Origin of the sequence: Pseudomonas sp. PsB, assembly GCF_043658375.1 — a bacterium.
GTDB classification, from domain to species: Bacteria; Pseudomonadota; Gammaproteobacteria; order Pseudomonadales; family Pseudomonadaceae; genus Aquipseudomonas; species Aquipseudomonas putida_Z.
The window spans coordinates 116,142-135,052 of record NZ_JBIGLU010000014.1 but is presented as its reverse complement, the minus strand read 5'-3'; the positions used below and the strand labels follow the sequence as shown (position 1 = coordinate 135,052).

Annotated in this window: 15 protein-coding genes; 11 read left to right on the top strand and 4 right to left on the bottom strand. The window is 64.0% G+C overall.

The features are described 5' to 3' along the window. The coding region (locus ACGLHT_RS17915; protein ID WP_394519921.1) for a phosphopantetheine-binding protein at window positions 1-387 on the top strand (387 nt) is incomplete at its 5' end. 434 nt (window positions 388-821) lie between these two features. Here the strand turns inward: ACGLHT_RS17915 and galE are convergent. From galE to ACGLHT_RS17900, 3 genes are all read right to left on the bottom strand, one after another. Continuing rightward, entirely contained in the window at window positions 822-1,796 is a 975-nt protein-coding gene (gene galE, locus ACGLHT_RS17910) for a UDP-glucose 4-epimerase GalE (protein ID WP_137163856.1), read from the bottom strand. A 79-nt stretch (window positions 1,797-1,875) separates the two neighbouring features. Beyond that, window positions 1,876-4,491, bottom strand: coding sequence for a cellulase family glycosylhydrolase (locus tag ACGLHT_RS17905; RefSeq protein WP_274120526.1), 2,616 nt, complete (start codon window positions 4,489-4,491; stop codon window positions 1,876-1,878). Window positions 4,492-4,496: 5 nt separating this feature from the next. After that, the gene (locus tag ACGLHT_RS17900; RefSeq protein WP_274120527.1) at window positions 4,497-6,023 is read right to left on the bottom strand and encodes an O-antigen ligase family protein; all 1,527 of its coding nucleotides are present in this window, start codon (window positions 6,021-6,023) and stop codon (window positions 4,497-4,499) included. Between the two features lie 373 nt (window positions 6,024-6,396). On the opposite strand from ACGLHT_RS17900, the gene ACGLHT_RS17895 reads away from it, so the two are divergent. From ACGLHT_RS17895 to ACGLHT_RS17855, 9 genes are all read left to right on the top strand, one after another. Beyond that, a complete protein-coding gene (locus ACGLHT_RS17895; RefSeq protein WP_274120528.1) occupies window positions 6,397-7,863 on the top strand; it encodes an FAD-dependent oxidoreductase in 1,467 nt (488 codons plus the stop codon). Between the two features lie 55 nt (window positions 7,864-7,918). After that, window positions 7,919-8,875, top strand: coding sequence for a glycosyltransferase family 2 protein (locus tag ACGLHT_RS17890; RefSeq protein ID WP_137163860.1), 957 nt, complete (start codon window positions 7,919-7,921; stop codon window positions 8,873-8,875). Window positions 8,876-8,883: 8 nt separating this feature from the next. After that, a complete protein-coding gene (locus tag ACGLHT_RS17885; protein WP_085693219.1) occupies window positions 8,884-9,408 on the top strand; it encodes a serine O-acetyltransferase in 525 nt (174 codons plus the stop codon). A 5-nt stretch (window positions 9,409-9,413) separates the two neighbouring features. Continuing rightward, the gene (locus ACGLHT_RS17880; RefSeq protein ID WP_274120529.1) at window positions 9,414-10,391 is read left to right on the top strand and encodes a glycosyltransferase family 2 protein; all 978 of its coding nucleotides are present in this window, start codon (window positions 9,414-9,416) and stop codon (window positions 10,389-10,391) included. Window positions 10,392-10,400: 9 nt separating this feature from the next. Continuing rightward, the gene (locus tag ACGLHT_RS17875; RefSeq protein WP_274120530.1) at window positions 10,401-11,405 is read left to right on the top strand and encodes a VirK/YbjX family protein; all 1,005 of its coding nucleotides are present in this window, start codon (window positions 10,401-10,403) and stop codon (window positions 11,403-11,405) included. A gap of 60 nt (window positions 11,406-11,465) precedes the next feature. Continuing rightward, window positions 11,466-12,668, top strand: coding sequence for a glycosyltransferase (locus ACGLHT_RS17870; RefSeq protein WP_137163863.1), 1,203 nt, complete (start codon window positions 11,466-11,468; stop codon window positions 12,666-12,668). Continuing rightward, entirely contained in the window at window positions 12,665-13,852 is a 1,188-nt protein-coding gene (locus ACGLHT_RS17865) for a glycosyltransferase family 2 protein (protein ID WP_274078870.1), read from the top strand. Before ACGLHT_RS17870 ends, ACGLHT_RS17865 begins: the two co-directional genes overlap by 4 nt. Further along, the gene (locus tag ACGLHT_RS17860) at window positions 13,852-14,604 is read left to right on the top strand and encodes a WecB/TagA/CpsF family glycosyltransferase (RefSeq protein WP_274078871.1); all 753 of its coding nucleotides are present in this window, start codon (window positions 13,852-13,854) and stop codon (window positions 14,602-14,604) included. Before ACGLHT_RS17865 ends, ACGLHT_RS17860 begins: the two co-directional genes overlap by 1 nt. A gap of 157 nt (window positions 14,605-14,761) precedes the next feature. Beyond that, entirely contained in the window at window positions 14,762-16,183 is a 1,422-nt protein-coding gene (locus tag ACGLHT_RS17855) for an undecaprenyl-phosphate glucose phosphotransferase (RefSeq protein ID WP_075045164.1), read from the top strand. Between the two features lie 181 nt (window positions 16,184-16,364). On the opposite strand, the gene ACGLHT_RS17850 is transcribed toward ACGLHT_RS17855, so the two are convergent. Further along, the gene (locus tag ACGLHT_RS17850) at window positions 16,365-17,306 is read right to left on the bottom strand and encodes a LysR substrate-binding domain-containing protein (protein ID WP_075046970.1); all 942 of its coding nucleotides are present in this window, start codon (window positions 17,304-17,306) and stop codon (window positions 16,365-16,367) included. 146 nt (window positions 17,307-17,452) lie between these two features. Between ACGLHT_RS17850 and ACGLHT_RS17845 the strand changes: the two genes are divergently transcribed. Beyond that, window positions 17,453-18,829, top strand: a complete 1,377-nt coding sequence (locus ACGLHT_RS17845; RefSeq protein ID WP_025339018.1) for an L-serine ammonia-lyase — start codon at window positions 17,453-17,455, stop codon at window positions 18,827-18,829. Window positions 18,830-18,911: the final 82 nt, after the last annotated feature.

Sequence of the window (18,911 nt, the reverse complement as noted above, 5' to 3'; positions counted from 1 at the left end):
AACGGCAAGCTGGACCGCAAGGCCCTGCCGCAGCCGGATGCCAGCCAGTTGCAGGGCGAGTACATCGCGCCGCAGAGCGATCTGGAGCAGCAGATCGCGGCGATCTGGGCCGATGTGCTGAAGGTGGAGAGGGTTGGTCTGGGTGACAACTTCTTCGAGCTTGGCGGGCACTCCTTGCTGGCCACCTCGGTGATCGTGCGCATCCGGGAGCAGGCGGGGGTAGTGGCCGAATTGAAAGAACTCTTCGAGTTCCCGGTGCTGGCTGACTTCAGTCGCCAGCTGGAGACCAGGGCGCCCGTGGTCGATTCCACCCAGGACCAGTTGGCCAGATCCCTGGCGCTGCTTGATAGCCTGAGCATGGAAGAGCTCGATGAGCTGATTTCCTGAGGCCCTGATGTGATCCGTGCATGTGGGTAAACCCTTTCCCACAGATATGGAGGCACTCTTTCAGCTGGTGGGGGCCCTGTGGGAGCGGGCATGCCCGCGAAGCAGGCGACGCGGTGAATGGCACCGGCTGCGCCGGTGTTCGCGGGTAAACCCGCTCCCACAGGTACAGCGCATTCCTTCAGCTGGTGGGGCCCCTGTGGGAGCGGGCATGCCCGCGAAGCAGGCGACGCGGTGGATGGCACCGGCTGCGCCGGTGTTCGCGGGCGCGCCCGCTCCTACAGGTACAGCGCATTCCTTCAGCTGGTGGGCACCCTGTGGGAGCGGGCATGCCCGCGAAGCAGGCGACGCGGTGGGTGGCACCGGCTAAGCCGGTGTTCGCGGGCATGCCCACAGGTAGGGCGCATTCCTTCAGCTGGGTAGCAAGCCCCACAATCTCAGCTTTGGCGCTGAACCCAGGGATACTGCAACTCCCATTGCCACGCATGCCGCACAATCATCTCCAGTGCGGCAAACTCCGGCCGCCAGCCCAGCACGCGCATGGCCTTGCCGGCATCCGCCACCAACCGGGGCGGGTCGCCGGGGCGGCGGGGGGCATCAAGGGTGCGGATCTGTCGGCCGGTCACCGCCCGGGCCGTATCGATCACCTGCTGCACCGAAAAGCCCAGCCCATTGCCCAGGTTGAACGCGGTTCGCTCGCCACCCGCCAGCAGGTAATCCACCGCCAGCGCATGGGCCGCCGCCAGGTCGGCCACATGTACATAGTCGCGTATGCAGGTACCATCCGGCGTGTCGTAGTCGCGGCCAAATACCGTTACCGCATCACGCCGGCCCGAAGCGGCCTGCAGAATCAACGGGATCAGATGGGTTTCCGGGTCATGGCGCTCTCCCAGCTGGCCTTGCGGGTCTGCGCCGGCTGCGTTGAAGTAACGCAGGCATACCGACTTCAAACCGTACGCCCGGTCGAAGTCCTCGAGAATCTGTTCGACCATCCATTTGCTCAACCCGTACGGGTTGATCGGCCCCTTGGCATGCGTTTCGTCGATCGGCACGTACTGCGGGTTGCCGTAAACGGCCGCGCTGGAAGAAAACACCAGGTGCCTGATACCGGCATTCACCATGGCCTGCAGGAGGGAAAGGGTGGCCGCGACATTGTTCTGGTAATACTTGCCGGGCACGCTGACCGACTCGCCCACCTGAATGAACGAGGCAAAGTGGAACACGGCGTCGAAACGGCAAACCCCGAACAGCACATCCAGCGCGGGTTCGTCGGCGATGTCCAGTTTCACCCACTGGACGCCGGGGCCGGGCGATACCAGGTCCGCCACCACCACCTCATGGCCCGCAACGAGCAAGTGCTTGACCATATGCGAGCCAATGTAGCCTGCGCCACCGACAACCAGAAACTTCATCCATGCCTCCCGGACTCTGCTGTTGTACAGCCGCGCTTTTCAGCTACAGGTCTGTGGTGAGGGTAGATGGCCATATACCCTATTTCAAGAACAGCCAGTTGGACATGTACTTGCCGTCGAACGTGATGCTGTAGTGCCCATCCTGGTAAGCCATCGGCAACGGTTTCAACTGTGCCTGCGCGTCCCGGGCGAACAGTTTCAGGCCAGCAGGCGCCTTGATGCTCAAGGTGCCGGCAAGCGGCTCGACGTTGAACGGCGTCTTGTAATCGGCCTTGGGCACGGCACGGGTACCCAGCGACAGCAGCAGTTCGCGTGACTGGCCCAGGGGCTTGCCGTCCAGGCTTTGCACCACGACGCTGGCATACGGCGTTCGTGCTTGCACCTGGATGGCGCCCAGGCTGATCGAGCGACCTCCCAGCCAGCCGGTGGCGGCCTGGGTCAGCGGTGTGTCGATGGTATAGATGCCCTGTTGCCAGTTGCGCTTGAGCTCGCCCGTGTCGCTGAGCGCTTGCGTGGCGTCGGCTGGCAGCAAGGATTGCCCCGGGTCTTGCAGTACCTGCGCACCGGCAGGGATGGCGGCGGGCTTCAGCCAGGGCAACTCCGGCGTCTGTGGCAGGGCGATCTGCAGTTGGCCTTTTTCCATGGCCGTGCGCAGCAGCGCTGAAGTGCGCGGGGTGATCTCCTGGTTGTACAGGGTGGCGGGTGTCGGCGCGAACACATAGCGGGTCGTGGCCGGCTTCACGTCCCCGCGGCGATAGAGCAGGGCGGCAGCGGGCAGGGTGGCGATCATTGCCGGGTCGTTGTACGCGTGCCAGTTGTCCGCCGTGCGCCAGCCTGGGTTGAAGGCCTGTTGGCTGTAGGCGTACTGCAGCATGGCGTCCCAGCCCTGGTGGGCGGCGGTGCCGGCCACGTACAGCGGCAGCGAGTGGCGGTCGGGCAGCGGGAAGGGTTCGGCGTTCCACTCGGAGACGGTCAGCGGCTTGCCGACTACCTGGGCGGCGGCGAGCCAGTCGATCATGCCGTCGCTGGTCAACGGGTTCTTCTCCAGTTGGCCATTGGCACCGTAGGCATGGGCATCGATGACATCGCCTGCGGTCAGTGCCGGCAGCGCGCTCAGGCCATTGCCGCCCCAGGTACTGGTGGTGGCAATCGGTACTTTCACGCCGAGGCCGCGCAGGTGGCTGATCATGTCGGCGTTGAAGCGCTGTTCCAGGTCGTTGAGAAACAGTTTCGAAGGGCCATGCTCCCAGGCGCGCCAGGTGAGGTCGGTGGGCAGGTCGTATTGTTTGGCGAAGGCTTTGGCCGCTTCCATGTAGCGCTCGCTGTGGTGCGGCACGTTCTTGTTCGGCATCAGGGCGTTGCCATAATGCTGGGTGAGGTCGTTCTCATTGGTGAGCAATACGGCAGCGATGGCCGGGTCGTCCTTGTAGGCCAGACCGGTGTATTCGTTCACATGGGTCAGGTACTGCTCGGCAAAGCGCTTCATCGCCTGTTGGATGCTTTGGTTCATATAGGCGTAACCCTTCAGGTCGACGTGGTTCTCGCCCTTGGCCAGTTCCTTGAAGTCATCGATGTTGTCATTGGCGGTAAGCGCCCGCTGCACGTGCAGGTCCAGCCAGATATAGATGCCCTCGTCCTTGAGCGCGTTGATCCACAGGTCGAGCTTGCGCAGCGATTCGGCACTGAGCTGCTGGGTATCGCGCACCAGGGTGCCGTCGCCAAACACGTTCGGGCTGACCCAGGGCGAGTCGTGGTGGTGCAAACGCACCAGGTTGAAACCCAGTGCCGACAGGCGCTTGGCCTGTTGGCGGATTTCTTCGTCGGGGCTCTTGAACAGCGAGTAGGCGGACAGATTGGTGCCCCAGAAGCGCACCGGGGTGTTGTTTTCGAACATCAATTGCTCGCCAACGGCCTTGACGAAGCCATGCTTGCCGGCAGGCTTTTCCGCGGCGTTGAGGAATGACAGGTCCACTGGCGAGGTGCGCCAGTCCAGTTGGTCGTCGGGCCAACCGGCGGGGTCGGCCAGGCCGAAGCGTTCGCTGGGGGTGGGTCCCAGGTCGATGTCGCCGGTGATGTTCAGCACTGCCTTGATCTGCTGCCGACCGGGGTTGATCGGGTCGCTGTAGATGAACGCACGCAGTTCGGACGGGTTGCCGCGCTCGAAATACACCTTGGTCAGCGGCGGGTCGAAGCGCATTTCGATGCGCCGGCCCTGGTCAGCCTTGCCCCACGACCAGCCACGGTTGCCGGGCAGCAGCTGCGGGGCGCCCATCTCGCCGGCAATTTGCGCAGGGTCGAACTCGAACACCATGCCGCCGCCCATCACCCCGGCCTGGCGGCTATGGGCGTCGAGGTCGAAGGCCCAGCTCAGGGTTTGCGCCTGCTCCTTGCGGATATCCGCCGCCAGGTCGAAGTCCAGCTCCTTGTTCTTGCCCTGCAGCGTGTAGTGGTAGGGGCCATTGACCTTGAACGTGGTGGAGAAACCGGTCCAGCTCCAGTTGGCCGCCCAGAAGTCGAACTTGGCTTTCATCACCGGCCCACCGCCGCGGGTCACCATGGGCAGGCCGTTCTGTTCATCGACACTGACTTGCCACGCTGATGCCCAGCCGGTGAGCGGCAGCAAGGCCAGGCCGGCAATGGCCGAAACCCGCAGCAGGGTTTGAAAACCCCGGCTGCGCAGGGGGAGCAAGCTCATAAGTGTCACCTTGGTTGAAGGCCGGGGTCGGCCAGCGCGATGGCCTGGCTGTTGTGCAGCCTGCGGACCATCTGGATGTAGGCCACGCCCAGCCCGGCGACAGTCCAGTACACCACCGGGATGAAGGTGATGCTGCTGACGGTGAAGATGATCACCAGGATGCCGATCAGTGTCGCCAGCAATGCCCGGCCGAGCTGGCGTTGTTCATCGTCCTTGTCGGGGAAACTGCGCATGGCCTTGCGGATGCCGTGCAGTACGGTGGCGAAGAACGCCACGAACAGGCCAAGCCCGACCAGCCCTACCCGCAGCGCAAGGTTGATGTAGGTGTTGACGATGTCGATGATGCCTTCACCCTGGATCATCGATTGCATTTCCGGGGTGTTGCGGAAGTCGAACGAGCCGAACAGCGGGTTGCGCTGGATGACGATCCACGAGTTGTCCATCAGCCTTGCGCGGTAGGTGATGTTCTCTTTCTCGAGGTTGCCAATGAACGGCAGCATGTCCAGTACCTTGTCGCCACCGGGCACGATGGTCAGCAAGGGCAGGGCCAGCACGCCGGCCGCGGCGAGCAGCGCCAGGCGCCTGACCGCACCTTTGCCCAGGGCAATGAACACCACCACGATGACCACGGCGCCGATCCACGGGCCACGGGACAGTGGCGCGAACAGCCCGGCGGCCAGCAGCAGGGCGCCCAGCGCCCGCTGCAGGGGGCGGCGCACGTAACCCTGGACGAACAGGAACAGGCCGATGGCCACGCTCATCACATAGCCCAGGGCAATCGCCTGCCCGGTGGTGACGCTGGCGCGCAGCGAACCGCCACGGCTCAGGTAGCCGGACATGCTCCACGGCACGCCCATGGCGTCGACCAGGGCGCTGTACAGCAGCCAGTGGCGCACGTACTCGGCCACGCCGATCAGGGCCAGGACGAAGGAGGCAAGCACGAAGGCCAGCAGGGTGTCCTTGAAGTCGCTGATCTGGCGCAGGCCACGGCTGGCCACGTAATACGGCAGTAGCACGTCGACATACAGGTACAGCGTCTGGCGCAGGGTGTCGGTCAGGGTGGTTTCGCGCAGGTACAGCACGCTCATCAGCAGCAGGCCGGCCGCCAACAGCCTGTCGGGCCAGGTGCGGCCGAAGCGCAGGGTGTCGCCCTGCCGGCGCAGGGCCAGTGCCGCCGGCAGCAGCACGCACAGGGTCAGCAGGCGGATATGGTTGAGGTCGACCAGGTAATTGACCACGCCAAACCCGGGCACCTGCACCGAAGCCGGCGGGACCAGGAACAGCAGCATGTAGAACAGCGCCATGGGGTTGTGTTCGCGGCGCCCGGCGATGTACAGGATGACGGCGCCAGCACCCAGGTACAGCCAGAAGCTGTGCGAGAAGAACGCCAGCAGGGTAAGCAGGAACCACAGGTTGCGCCGGCGCTTGAAGTCGCTGAGCGGGATCAGGTCGGTGGCAGGCCGCCGCGCCAGCAGGAAGACCACGCTCGCCAGAAACAGGATGACGATCAACGCACGAAAATGTTCAGGCATTGGCTATGTGCACCTTTGCGTCGGTGGGCAACGGCTAGCATCGTGGCTGATTGAAACTATAGTGACCTTTTAGCCAATCGGTCAGAGATCGACGTCATGCCGTCGATTGTGACGCTGGCCCCGGGGACTGGCGGTAATGCGGCTTGTCGGGTAAATCTTTCAAAGGTGCAGGTCACTGTGTCATGGGGAAGCTTACTTTTTGCACTGCGCAAACGGGTCGTAGAGGATTTCTCCAGAGTTGCGTGTTGCTGGGGGTTGGTGGTTTGGTGTTCGCTGCTACGCCCGCCGCCGCCAGCCAACCTGCCGGCAGGCCCGGGTTCGTGGTGATCAACGGCTGGGTATTGCCGTCTCGCTACTTCCGGAACGAACACCCATGATCAAGGATTATCAGCAGCAGAAGGCCCTGCGCGACAGTTACGATGTCTGCATCATCGGTGCCGGCCCCGCGGGCATCACCCTGGGGCTGCGCCTGGCTGCAGCCGGCTGGAGCGTACTGCTTGCCGAAGGTGGCGGGCGTGAATATTCGGCGAACTCGCAAGCCTTGTACGCCTGTGCATCCACTGGCCTGGAGCTGTACGCCGGGGAGGCTCGCCTGCGTTACCTGGGCGGCACATCCAACCATTGGGCCGGCCGTTGCCGGCCGTTCAGCCCCTCGGACTTCGCCGTTCCCCCCATTGGCGACTTGCCTGGCTGGCCCATTCCTTATTCGGAGATTGCAGGCTACCTGCCTGCTGCCATGGATATCGTCGACCTGCCGCCCGGGTCGGATTTTCACGCGTTGAATGCTGGCCTCGACGGCGGAGAATTCGAGCCAGACCGCTTTCTGCTCAGCCCGCCCACGCGTTTTGCGCAAAAGTACGCCACGGCCCTGGAACAGACCCAAGGCCTGGACGTGTTCATCAACTGCAATTGCGTGAACCTGGAGTTCGACCAGGCCTCCGGCCACCTGGCCGCAGTCGTACTGTCCGATTACGCGTGCAATCGCCAGCGCCTGGTTGCGAAAAACTTCGTGCTGGCCACCGGTGCCATCGAGAATGCCCGGCAACTGCTCAACAGCGAGTCGTTGCTGGCGGCGGGGGTCGTGAGCAAGGACGGGCTGGTCGGCCGGTGTTTCATGGAGCATCTGAACATTGACCTTGGCACTTTCATCCTCAAGTCGGGGCTGGCCCCCGAGCCGCGCGAGTACTACACCACCGACGCCTTCGTTGACGAATACAAGGCAGGTAAAGGCAATGTCAGGGCCGCCTTGCTGGCCGATGTACAAACCTATGGTCGTACTGCCGAGGTGAAGCATTTTCTGGAGAACCTGGCCTGCGACATGGGGGTCGCCAGCAAGATCGCCTTCGTGACCAAGTTCAGTTGCCCCGGTGACGGTGTCATCAGCACCATGATCGAGCAGTTCCCCAACCTGCGCAGCCGCATTTCGCTGCTGGACGAGAAGGACGCACTGGGCGTGGCCAAGGTCAATGTCAACTGGGCCCTGAGCGCTGATGACCGGCACACCATCAAGTGCATTGGCAGCGAACTGGCCAAGCAGTGGGCGGACATGAACCTGGGCTTCATCAAGCTCAATGACTTCGTTTATGACACCTCGATACCGCTGAAGCTGTCGCCACATGCCCACCACATGGGTACCACGCGCATGGCGTCGTCGGCGCAGTTCGGTGTTGTCGATACCAACTGCAAGGTGTTCGGTACCGAAAACCTTTACATCGCCGGCAGCAGCATCTTTGCCACGGGCGGGGCCTCCAACCCGACCATGCCGCTGCTGCAGTTTGCGGTACGCCTGGCCGACCACCTCGATGCCAGGATGAGCGCGGCCAGGGAAGCCGTGGTGTGAGGAATGTTGTGCTGATGCTGCAAAGGCGCGGGGACTTCTTCGAGGGATGGCAACAATGGCTAGCAAACCTGTGGACGTCATGGTGGTCAACTTCAACACGGCCAGGCTGCTGCAGCCGATGTTCGATGCGCTGCGCCGCGCCGACAGCGAACGGCTGGCCAGCTACCTGGTGGTGGACAATGCCTCGGTCGATGACTCGCTGCAGCGCATGGCCGAGGTGTGCCCGCAGGCGCTGCTGCTGAGCAACAGGCAGAACGTGGGGTTCGGCCGGGCCAACAACCAGCTGTTGGCGCACCTGAAGGGCAAGTACGCCTTGCTGCTGAACACCGACGCCTTCGTCGCCGCCGATTCCTTGCAGAAAACCCTCGACTACATGGAAGCCCACCCGGAGTGCGGGGTGCTGGGGGTGCGCCTGGAGGGCCGCGACGGCGACCTGCAGCCCAGTTGCCGCTACTTCCCCACACCGCTCAACGTGTTCGTCGGGCGTACCGGGCTGGGGCGCTTGTTCCCCGGCCTGAAGATGGTCGACGAAATGAACTGGGACCACGCCTCGGTCCGCGAGTGCGACTGGCTGCCTGGCTGCTTCTACCTGGTGCGCCGCGAAGTGCTCGACCAGGTGGGCCTGTTCGACCCGCGCTACTTTCTTTATTACGAAGAGGTCGACCACTGCAAGCGGGTGAAGGCGGCCGGCTGGAAGGTGGTGTTCTACCCGCATACCACGGTGGTGCACATCGGTGGGGAAAGCTCCAGATCGGTGGCCGAACTTGAGGCGGCCAGCCGGCAGATCTCGTCATACCAGATCGAAAGCGAGCTGCTGTACTTTCGCAAGCATCACGGGCTGGCGGGCCTGGCCCTGCACATGCTGCTGGTCACCTTGGGCGACCTGGTGCTGGCACTAAAGGCGCTGTTGAAACGACGCGGCCGGGGCGCGATACAGGCCTGCTGGCGTCACTGCCGGGCGACCTGGTCTTTGTTGTTCAAGACCCGGTACGCCAGCCAACCGACAAGGTAGGTGGAGCCATGTTCGAGAATATTCGTGCCGACCTGCGTGCCCACGGTGGCGACTGGGGCGCCCAGGGCTTCTGGGTACTGCTGGTGTACCGCTTCGGCCGCTGGCGCTATGGGGTGCGCCCGGCACTGCTGCGCAAGCTGTTTTCGTTCATCTACAAGGTCCTGTTCAAGTTCGTGCAGATCATCACGGGTGTGGAGTTGCCGTGCGAGGTGGTGATCGGCCGCAACTTCGTCATCGACCATTTCGGCGGCATCGTCATCAGCGGCTATGCCCGCTTTGGCGATGACTGCCGCATCCGCAATGGGGTGGTTGTGGGCCTGAAGAATGTCAACGAGCCGATTGCACCGGTGTTCGGCAACAACGTCGATATCGGCACCGGTGCCAAGGTGCTGGGTAGCATCCGTATCGGCAACGACGTGATCATTGGCGCCAACGCCGTGGTGCTGGTGGATGTGCCGGACAATTCGCTGGCGGTGGGGGTGCCGGCCATCATCAAGGCCAGGCAACCGGCCGCCACGGCGCCCGTCGAGTGAGGCCCATGGCGAGCGGGATCGGTGTGGTGGTGATTGGCCGCAACGAAGGCCAGCGCCTGGAACGTTGCCTGATTTCGCTGCAGCAGGGGGCGGACAAGGTCATGTACGTCGATTCGGGCTCCACCGATGGTTCACCGCACTTGGCCCGCAGCTTGGGGGTAGAGGTACTGGCGCTGGACCTGGGCACCCCGTTTACTGCCGCGCGCGCCCGTAACGAAGGCTTTTTCGCCTTGCAGCGGCGGCTGCCGTCGATGCAACTGGTGCAGTTCGTCGATGGCGATTGCGAGGTGGATAGCGGCTGGCTGCCCGCGGCGCAGGCGTTTCTCGACAACCATCCCGACGTGGCAGTGGTGTGTGGCCGCCGCCGCGAGCGCTTCCCGCAGCGGTCGGTGTACAACCTGCTGTGCGACCTGGAGTGGGACACCCCCATCGGCGAGACCAAGGCGTGTGGTGGCGATGCCCTGATGCGGGTAGATGCCTTTGCCGCGGTCGGCGGCTTTCGCCCCGAGCTGATTGCCGGAGAAGAGCCCGAACTGTGCGTGCGCCTGCGGGCAAAGGGTTGGAAGGTCTGGCGCCTGGACGCCGAGATGACCCTGCACGACGCCGCCATGACCCGTTTCAGCCAATGGTGGCGGCGTAGCCTGCGCGCTGGCCACGCCTATGCCGAAGGGGCCTACCTGCATGGTCAGCCGCCCGAGCGGCACTGGCTGCGCGAATCGCGTCGGGCCTGGCTGTGGGGCCTGGGCATCCCCGTGGTGACCGTGCTGGCCTGCCTGCTGCTGGGCGGCTGGAGCCTGCTGTTACTGCTGGTCTACCCGCTGCAGGCCGTACGCCTGGCCCGGCGTGGTGGCAAGTCGGTGCGGGAGAACTGGCTACAGGCGGTGTTCCTGGTATTGGGCAAGTTCCCGGAAATGCTCGGGCAACTGAAGTTCTTGCGCCACCGCATCGCGGCCGGCAAATCGACGTTGATCGAGTACAAGTGAGAGGGGCCCATGATGCTCGGCACGATCGTGAAAAGCGTGTTTACCTTGCACCCCGGCTACTCGTTGCGGGCGCTGAACAACAAGCGCAAGTTGACGCTGCAGATTGCCAGGCAATGGCCTGAGCTGAATGCGTTCCTGCGGCGCATGACGGCGACGCTGGGCCCGCAAGGTTTGCAACGGCTGGGGGTGGATTGCATCGGTGTCGTGCAGTGGCCTTACCTCAGCAAATGCTGGGAGGCCCCGCAGCGCCTGGAGGTGCTGGCTTCGCACTTCGAAGTACTTGCCGGGCAGTTTCCGGCGCTGTTGCTGCTGGGGCGGGACGAAAGCCTGACGCTGTGCGAGCTGTCCAGCCATTCGCCGGGCTGCCGCCTGGTGCTGGACCGGCCGATCTGGTTCAAGCGCGAAGGCGAGTTGGTATTGAACCTGTTCCAGGGCGACCTGCGCGTGGCATCCCTGGCGTTCAGCCTGTGCCGCAGCCAGGGTGAGCTTTGCCTGTTCATCGGTGCCGTGCAGGGCATCCACAAGGGTGTCGACAGCGAAACCTCATTGGCCATCTACCGCGACCTGACCAAGGACTTCGAAGGGTTGCGCCCACGCAGCCTGTTGCTCGAGGCATTGAAGTGCCTGGCCAGGACCCTGGGCGTGGCGCACCTGTATGCCGTCAGTGACGCCTGCCGCCACCATCGGCACGCGTATTTTGGCAACGACAAAGGCCAGGACCTGGCGGCCAATTATGACGTGATCTGGCTGGAGCACGGCGCTACTGCGTCGAACCATGCGGATTTCTTCGCCCTCCCGCTGGCCGCGGTACAGCGGGCGGAACAGGACATCCCGGCGAAGAAACGGGCGATGTACCGCCGCCGCCAGGCGTTGCTCGACGATGTTTTCACCCGCTTGCAGGCCACGTTGCCAGGCAGCGGTCACAACCTTGGGCTACAAGGGAAACAGGAGGATGCACCTGACGAGGTGGCATCGGCGGGGCGCCGGCCGCCGGTAATCGACAGCCTGAAGTAACGGCCGGCCCTGCCACGGCAGGCCTGAAGGTTCATTACGCGGGTCTTGATCTGGATTCCTATGCGCATTGCTTATTTCATTAACCAGTACCCGAAGGTCAGCCACAGTTTCATCCGCCGCGAGATCCTGGCGCTGGAGCGCCAGGGGGTAGAGGTGCAGCGTATTGCCCTGCGCGGGTGGGACGCCGAGTTGCAGGATGCCGAGGACTCGAGCGAACAGGCCAGGACCCGCTATGTGCTGCAACGTGGCATCAAGGGCTTGCTGGCACCGGCCTGGCAAGTGCTGCGCGCACAGCCGCGCCGGTTCTTCCAGGCGCTTTGGCTGGCCATGCGCCTTGGCCTGCGGGCCGACCGCGCCTGGCCCTACCACCTGGTCTACCTGGCCGAGGCCTGCCAGGTACTGCAGTGGTTGCAGGCTGGCGAGGCAAAACATGTGCATGCGCATTTCGGCACCAATTCCACCGAGGTGGTGATGCTGGCCAACGTGCTGGGCGGGCCAGCCTACAGCTTTACCGTGCACGGGCCGGAAGAGTTCGACAAACCGCAGTTCCTGCACATGGGCGAGAAGGTGCGGCGTGCCGCATTTGTCGCGGCGGTCAGCTCGTACGGGCGCAGCCAGTTGTTTCGCTGGGTGGCACACGACTACTGGGCCAAGGTGAAGGTGGTGCATTGCGGCCTCGAGCGCAGCTTCCATGAGGTGGCGCCGGTCGGCGTGCCCACGGCGCCACGCCTGGTGTGCGTCGGCCGCCTGTGCGAACAGAAAGGCCAGCTGCTGTTGCTCGAGGCCGCGCGGGTACTGGCCGCCCGGTCGATCGCCTTCGAGCTGGTGCTGGCCGGCGATGGTGAAATGCGTGGGCAGATCGAGGCGTTGATTGCCCGGCATGGCTTGCAGCAGCAGGTGCGCATCACCGGCTGGCTCAGCAGCGCACAGGTGCGCGAGGAAATCCTTGCGGCGCGTGCACTGGTGCTGCCCAGCTTTGCCGAGGGTTTGCCGGTGGTGATCATGGAGGCCATGGCCTTGCGCCGGCCAGTGCTGACCACCTATGTGGCAGGTATTCCCGAGCTGGTGCGGCCGGGCGAGAACGGCTGGTTGTTCCCTGCCGGCGCCGTGGACGAGCTGGCGGCGGCCATGGCCGACTGCCTGGCGCAACCTGCCGAAGCGCTGCAGCGCATGGGCGAGGCAGCCCGCCAGCGTGTGCTGCAACGGCATGACATCGATACCGAAGCGGCCAGGCTGGCCAGCTATTTCAAGGCATCCGCATGATGAGTGTATTGGCTTGGTCATTGGGCACGCTGGCGGCCATCGCCCTGTTGCCGGTGCTGCTGCTGTTGGTGCAGGTGCTGATGGCTTGCCTGCCAGCGCGCGCGCAGCCGTTGGGCAACAACGCTCGTCCGCAGGTGGCAGTGCTGGTGCCAGCCCATGACGAGGCTTCGCTGATCGGTGCCACGCTGGCGAGCATTGCCCCGCAGTTGCGGCCTGGCGACCGCTTGCTGGTGGTGGCGGACAACTGCACTGACGACACCGCGCAACTGGCGCGCGAGGCCGGTGCCGAAGTGGTTGAGCGCCGCGATGCGCGGTTGCGCGGCAAGGGCTATGCCCTGGACTTTGGCGTGCGCCACCTGGCCAGCCAGCCGCCCGAGGTGGTGATCGTGGTGGATGCCGACTGCCAGGTGGGCGAGGGGGCGATCGAGCACCTGGCGCGGCGCTACCGTGAGGTCGCTCGCCCGGTGCAGGCGCTGTACCTGATGCATGCACCGGCAGGGGCCGGGCTGGCAGTGCAGGTTGCCGAGTTCGCCTGGCGGGTCAAGAACCTGGTGCGCCCGCGTGGTTGGGCACGGTTGGGCCTGCCTTGCCAGTTGATGGGCGCCGGCATGGCGTTCGGCTGGCGTGACCTGGCCTTGATCGACCTGGCCAACGGGCATCTGGTGGAGGATGTGAAACTGGGCCTGGACCTGTGCCAGCAGGGCAAGCCGCCAGTGTTCTGCCCCGAGGCCGTGGTCAGCAGCCGGTTCCCTGCCAGCCAGCAAGGCCTGGGTAGCCAGCGCACCCGCTGGGAGCATGGGCACCTGAGCCTGATGCTGGCCGATGCGCCCAGGCGTGCGCTGGCCGCAGTCACCCAGCGTAACGGCAGCTTGCTGGCCATGACCCTGGACCTGCTGGTGCCGCCCCTGGCGTTGCTGGTGCTGAGCCTGCTCGGGCTCAACCTGGTGGCCTGGCTGGGGTACCTGCTGTTCGGCCTGGCGGCACCTGCCTGGATCGCCCTTTGCGCACTGGCATTGCTCGGCCTTGCCGTCGCACTGGCCTGGGCGCGCTTCTGTCGCGAATTGATCCCGTTTTCCGTGCTGCTGTACGCGCCGTTTTACGCCGCAAGAAAGGCCCCGTTGTATCTGCGGTTCCTGATCAAGCGCCAGGTTGAATGGGTACGTTCAAAACGGGATGAAGGCTGATGGCTGAGTGGCAGAAACGCTGGAGCACCCTCGTCGGCAAGCTCGAAGTGGTGGCGGATGCCACTGCCGCGCAGCGCCTGCTGGACAGGCTGAGCGCCCCGGAAGCCGCGACCGTGCTGGGCTTCGTCAATGCCCATGCAATGAACCTGGTGGTTCGCGATGGCGCCTGCCACCAGGCATTGTCGGTGGCCGACGTGCTGCTGCGCGACGGTTCCGGCATGGCGATCCTGTATCGCCGGCTGGGGCTTGAACCGGGCCTCAACATGAATGGTACCGACTTTATTCCTCGGCTCCTGGCTGCCTACCGTGGGCGGCGGGTCGCGTTCTGGGGCACCCGGCAACCTTACCTGGACCAGGCCGTGCAGCGCAGCGCAGCTATGTTCGGGGTGGTGCCGGTGTCGGTCCACGATGGCTTTGCCAGCGTCGATGCCTACCTGCAACTGGCCAGGGAGCAACAACCGGAGCTGATCGTGCTGGGCATGGGCATGCCCAGGCAGGAGGTTGTGGCGGCAAGGCTGGCAGCAACTGGCGGGCCGTGCCTGATCGTGTGCGGCGGCGCGATCCTGGATTTTCTCGGCGGCAAGGTCAGCCGGGCGCCCGAGTGGTTGCGGCAGTTGGGCGGGGAGTGGCTGTACCGGCTGTTGCGCGAGCCGAAGCGTTTGTTCATGCGTTATGTGGTGGGCAACCCGTTGTTCTTGCTGCGTACCTTGCTGTACCGCCGCGACGGAGGGGCGGCCAGACACCCCGTATGAGCGGCACAATCCGCGCACACTGATGGCGGCTGGCTGCTACAGTGAGATCAATGGGTTGGGGCTGCAGGATTTCGCTTCACGGGCTTTGCATGAGCCGTTGTCAAGTCTTGCTGGTTTGTGGAATGCACTTGCTGCACGCAAATTGATGAGGTCTGAAATGGTTCTAGAGCCCAGAAGCAGTCGGTCCTTATTGCAGAGAAGAAGCAGCGTAAGTAACGCCATTCAGGCCGGCCTAGATGGGATTGCAGTCACCGGTATCGCCTGGTACCTGATCTACGACAAGTTTGGCTACATCACCTCCGATTACGTGATCATGCTGCTGTTGCTGGTGGGGGCCCTGGCAGTCATCTACGATCACTATGCGATATACCGTACCAACGTCGGCCTTTCCATCAAGGCTTTCCGGCTGTTCAAGGCTTGGTCGGTAACCTTTTGCTTCCTGGTAGTCATGGCTTTCCTGGCCAAACAGAGCGAAACCTATTCGCGGCTGCTGGTCGTGCAGTTGTTCATCATTGGCTACATCGCCCAGTTGTTCCTGCACTTTGCCGTGCGCGAATTGCAAAAGCGCTTCACCGCCCATGCCCGCCTGGACAACGCCCTGATCATTGGCGCCGGTGACCTGGCCAACTTCCTGTACCAGAAAATCAGCAACAACCCCTGGTTCGGTGAGCGTGTGCTGGGTTGCGTGCTGATCGACAGCGCCGATGAGCCGGGGCGCGAAAGCGCCGACGGCAAGCAGCGCATGCCGGTACTCGGGCATGTTGCCGAGCTTGACGATATCGTGGCTCGCCACGGCATCCGCACGGTGTACCTGGTGACCCCACTGGGCGGTTCCGAGGTCATCAATGATGTGTATTTCAAGTTGCTCGACAAGTGCATTGCGGTGAACTGGGTGCCGGATATCTTCTCGTTGCGCCTGATCAACCACAGCGTGCGGGAAATTGCCGGCATTCCCGTGCTGACCTTGTCGGAAACACCGCTGACGGGCATGAGCCTGTTCCTGAAGAACCTCGAGGACAGGGTGTTGGCGGCGCTGATCCTGCTGCTGGCATCGCCGGTGTTGCTGGCCGTTGCGCTGGCCATAAAGCTCGATAGCCGCGGCCCGGTGTTCTTCCGCCAGGAACGCACCGGCTGGACCGGGGAAGCGTTCCGCATCTGGAAGTTCAGGAGCATGCATGTCCATCAGCCGGAAGATGGCGTGGTGAAGCAGGCGCAGAGGAACGACCCGCGGCTGACCCGGGTCGGCGCCTTTATCCGCCGCACCAGCCTGGATGAACTGCCGCAATTGTTCAATGTGCTGACCGGGGAGATGTCGCTGGTCGGGCCCCGGCCGCATGCCTTGCAGCATGACACGTTGTATTCGCAGGACATCGTCGACTACTTTGCCCGCCACAATATCAAGCCTGGCATGACCGGCCTGGCGCAGGTGCGTGGGTTCAGGGGCGAGACCAGGGATATCGAGCAGATGATCCAGCGGGTGGACTCGGACATCGAATACATCAACAACTGGTCGCTGTGGCTGGATTTCGTGATTCTGGTGCGCACACTTAGCGCCTTTACCGGCAAGCAGGCCTACTGAGGCACAAATCTCGCAAGCGCTCTGCGCACCCTGTGGGAGCGGGTTTACCCGCGAAGAATCCAACGCGGTGCATGGCACCGGCTGTGCCGGTGTTCGCGGCTAAAGCCGCTCCCACAGGGTCCCTGCTAATTCAATGAGTCACTCGTAATTCCATGAAAGTGGGCAAGCGCTCTTGGCCACCCTAGTCCTTGTTCAGCGGGTGCAACTCCCTGAACCCCCGCGCTTCCTCCACCAGCCAGTCATGCACCGCCCGCGCTCCCGGCTGGTTCAGCCCGCCCGGCGGGTAATGCACCACATAGCGCTTGTGGTTGGCGATCGGCACCCCGAACGGCACGATCAGCGCCCCGCGCTCCAGTTCGTCGTTGAGCAGCGTGCGCCGGGCAATCGCCACGCCAATGCCGGCAATCGCCGCCTCGATGGTCAGGTGGTTGCGGTTGAAGGTGTGCCCGCGCCGCACATCCAGGCCGGCGGCGCCGATGCCCTCCAGGTAGAACTCCCATTCGGCATATTCCGAACTGCCGCGCCAGGCCGTGATGTCGTGCAGCAGCGGGTAGTGCGCAAGGTCTGCCGGCCCGTGCAGTGGCGGGCGCCCGCGCAGCAAGGTGGGGGAGCACACGGGGAAGATCTGCTCGTCCAGCAGCGGCGTCGAGAGCATGCCGGGGTAGCTGCCATCGTTCAGGTCGATGGCCAGGTCGAAATCGCCTGGGGTCAACGCCTGGGCACTGTCTTCGGCCACCAGGCGCAGCTCGATGTCCGGGTAGCGTTGTTGAAAGCGCGGCAGGCGAGGCGTGAGCCATTTGGCCAGGAACGACGGGATCGAGCGCAGGCGCAAGGTGCCGCGGATTTCCCCTGCGTCCAGGCGCAGCAGTTCGGCTTCGATGCTGCCATAGGCTTCGGTCACCGTCTGCGCCAGGCGTTGCCCTTCGGCGCTCAGTTCCACACCGCGCGCCCGGCGCAGGAACAGCCGATAGCCCAGGCGTTCCTCCAGCTGGCGCATCTGTTGGCTGACGGCGCCCGGGGTGATGTGCAGCTCTTCGGCACAGCGGGTGAAGGACAAGTGCCGGGCCGCACAGGCGAACACGTGTAGCCAGACGAACGTCTGGCCGTTGAGTTGTCGTCGCATCGTTTAGTACCACTAAAGCCTTGCTTAGGAAGTTTCGTTGGTCATCCATGAGCCAGCGCGGCAGTATCGCGCAAAATCGCAATACCGCTCAATTTCTCCAGATAACCGTGCTGCGGCTTCATACCCGGGTACGGTCAGGCATTAGCATGGCTATCAGTGTTTTCGACCTTTTCAAAATCGGCATCGGGCCGTCCAGTTCCCACACCGTCGGCCCGATGCGGGCGGCGGCTACCTTTGCCCAGGCCCTGCGCGAACAGGAGCTGCTGGCCCAGGTAACCCGTGTCGAGGTGCGGCTGTACGGGTCGCTGTCGGCCACCGGGGTTGGTCACGCCACCGATCGCGCCTGCCTGCTCGGCCTGATGGGGCAATGGCCGGACCGTATCGACCCGGCCACCATCGAGTCGCGCATCGGCCAGGTGATGCAGGAGCACTGCCTGATGCTCGATGGCAGCCACCCGCTGGCGTTCGAGTACAGCCGCGACATGCTGCTGCTCGACGAGAACCTGCCGTACCACCCCAATGCCATGAGCCTGGAAGCCATGGACGGGCAGGGCAGCCTGTTGCGCCAGACCTACTATTCAGTGGGCGGTGGCTTTATCGTCGAGCAAGCCGAGATCGATGCGCCAGCAGGCGAGGCGAGCGCGGTGGTGCTGCCGTACGAGTTCGACAGTGCCGCGCAGTTGCTGGCCTTGTGCAAGGCCCATGGCTTGAGCGTGGCGCAGCTGATGATGGCCAACGAATGTGCCTGGCGCCCGGAGGCCGAGGTACGCGAGGGCCTGCTGCGGATCTGGGGCGCCATGCGTGAATGCGTCGACAACGGCTTGCGCAACGAAGGCATCCTGCCGGGCGGGTTGCACGTCAAGCGCCGTGCGGCGCGGCTGCATCGCAGCCTGCAGGAACTGGGCAAGCCCAACGTGATCGGTTCCACCCTCAGCGCCATGGAATGGGTCAACCTGTTCGCCCTGGCGGTGAATGAAGAGAACGCCGCCGGCGGGCGCATGGTCACGGCGCCTACCAATGGTGCGGCTGGCATCATCCCGGCGGTGCTGCACTACTACATGAAGTTCAACCCGGGCGCGTGCGACGCGGACGTGGTGGACTTCCTGCTGGCGGCAGCGGCGGTTGGCATCCTGTGCAAGAAGAACGCGTCGATTTCCGGGGCCGAGGTTGGTTGCCAGGGCGAGGTGGGCTCGGCCTGTTCGATGGCCGCTGCCGGCCTGGCCCAGGTGCTGGGCGCTACGCCGCCGCAATTGGAAAATGCCGCCGAGATTGCCCTGGAACACAACCTTGGGTTGACCTGCGACCCGGTTGGCGGCCTGGTGCAGGTGCCGTGCATCGAGCGCAACGCAATTGCTGCGGTGAAAGCGATCAACGCCGTGCAGATGGCGTTGCGGGGGGATGGCGAGCACTTCATCTCGCTCGACCGGGTGATCCGCACCATGCGTGATACCGGGGCGGACATGCATGCCAACTACAAGGAGACTTCGCGCGGCGGCCTGGCCGTTGCCTTCGTCGAATGTTGAGTCACCGCAGCGGTCAGCGCGGTCTTGTGGGAGCGGCCTTGTGTCGCGAAAGGGCTGCGAAGCAGCCCCATTCATGCGCCTG

What these genes read in the sequence shown, in the direction of transcription:
- galE (WP_137163856.1), bottom strand. Translation starts at nt 1,796, where the DNA reads ATGAAGTTTCTGGTTGTCGGTGGCGCAGGCTACATTGGCTCGCATATG.
- ACGLHT_RS17905 (WP_274120526.1), bottom strand. Translation starts at nt 4,491, where the DNA reads ATGAGCTTGCTCCCCCTGCGCAGCCGGGGTTTTCAAACCCTGCTGCGG.
- ACGLHT_RS17900 (WP_274120527.1), bottom strand. Translation starts at nt 6,023, where the DNA reads ATGCCTGAACATTTTCGTGCGTTGATCGTCATCCTGTTTCTGGCGAGC.
- ACGLHT_RS17895 (WP_274120528.1), top strand. Translation starts at nt 6,397, where the DNA reads ATGATCAAGGATTATCAGCAGCAGAAGGCCCTGCGCGACAGTTACGAT.
- ACGLHT_RS17890 (WP_137163860.1), top strand. Translation starts at nt 7,919, where the DNA reads ATGGCTAGCAAACCTGTGGACGTCATGGTGGTCAACTTCAACACGGCC.
- ACGLHT_RS17885 (WP_085693219.1), top strand. Translation starts at nt 8,884, where the DNA reads ATGTTCGAGAATATTCGTGCCGACCTGCGTGCCCACGGTGGCGACTGG.
- ACGLHT_RS17880 (WP_274120529.1), top strand. Translation starts at nt 9,414, where the DNA reads ATGGCGAGCGGGATCGGTGTGGTGGTGATTGGCCGCAACGAAGGCCAG.
- ACGLHT_RS17875 (WP_274120530.1), top strand. Translation starts at nt 10,401, where the DNA reads ATGATGCTCGGCACGATCGTGAAAAGCGTGTTTACCTTGCACCCCGGC.
- ACGLHT_RS17870 (WP_137163863.1), top strand. Translation starts at nt 11,466, where the DNA reads ATGCGCATTGCTTATTTCATTAACCAGTACCCGAAGGTCAGCCACAGT.
- ACGLHT_RS17865 (WP_274078870.1), top strand. Translation starts at nt 12,665, where the DNA reads ATGATGAGTGTATTGGCTTGGTCATTGGGCACGCTGGCGGCCATCGCC.
- ACGLHT_RS17860 (WP_274078871.1), top strand. Translation starts at nt 13,852, where the DNA reads ATGGCTGAGTGGCAGAAACGCTGGAGCACCCTCGTCGGCAAGCTCGAA.
- ACGLHT_RS17855 (WP_075045164.1), top strand. Translation starts at nt 14,762, where the DNA reads ATGGTTCTAGAGCCCAGAAGCAGTCGGTCCTTATTGCAGAGAAGAAGC.
- ACGLHT_RS17850 (WP_075046970.1), bottom strand. Translation starts at nt 17,306, where the DNA reads ATGCGACGACAACTCAACGGCCAGACGTTCGTCTGGCTACACGTGTTC.
- ACGLHT_RS17845 (WP_025339018.1), top strand. Translation starts at nt 17,453, where the DNA reads ATGGCTATCAGTGTTTTCGACCTTTTCAAAATCGGCATCGGGCCGTCC.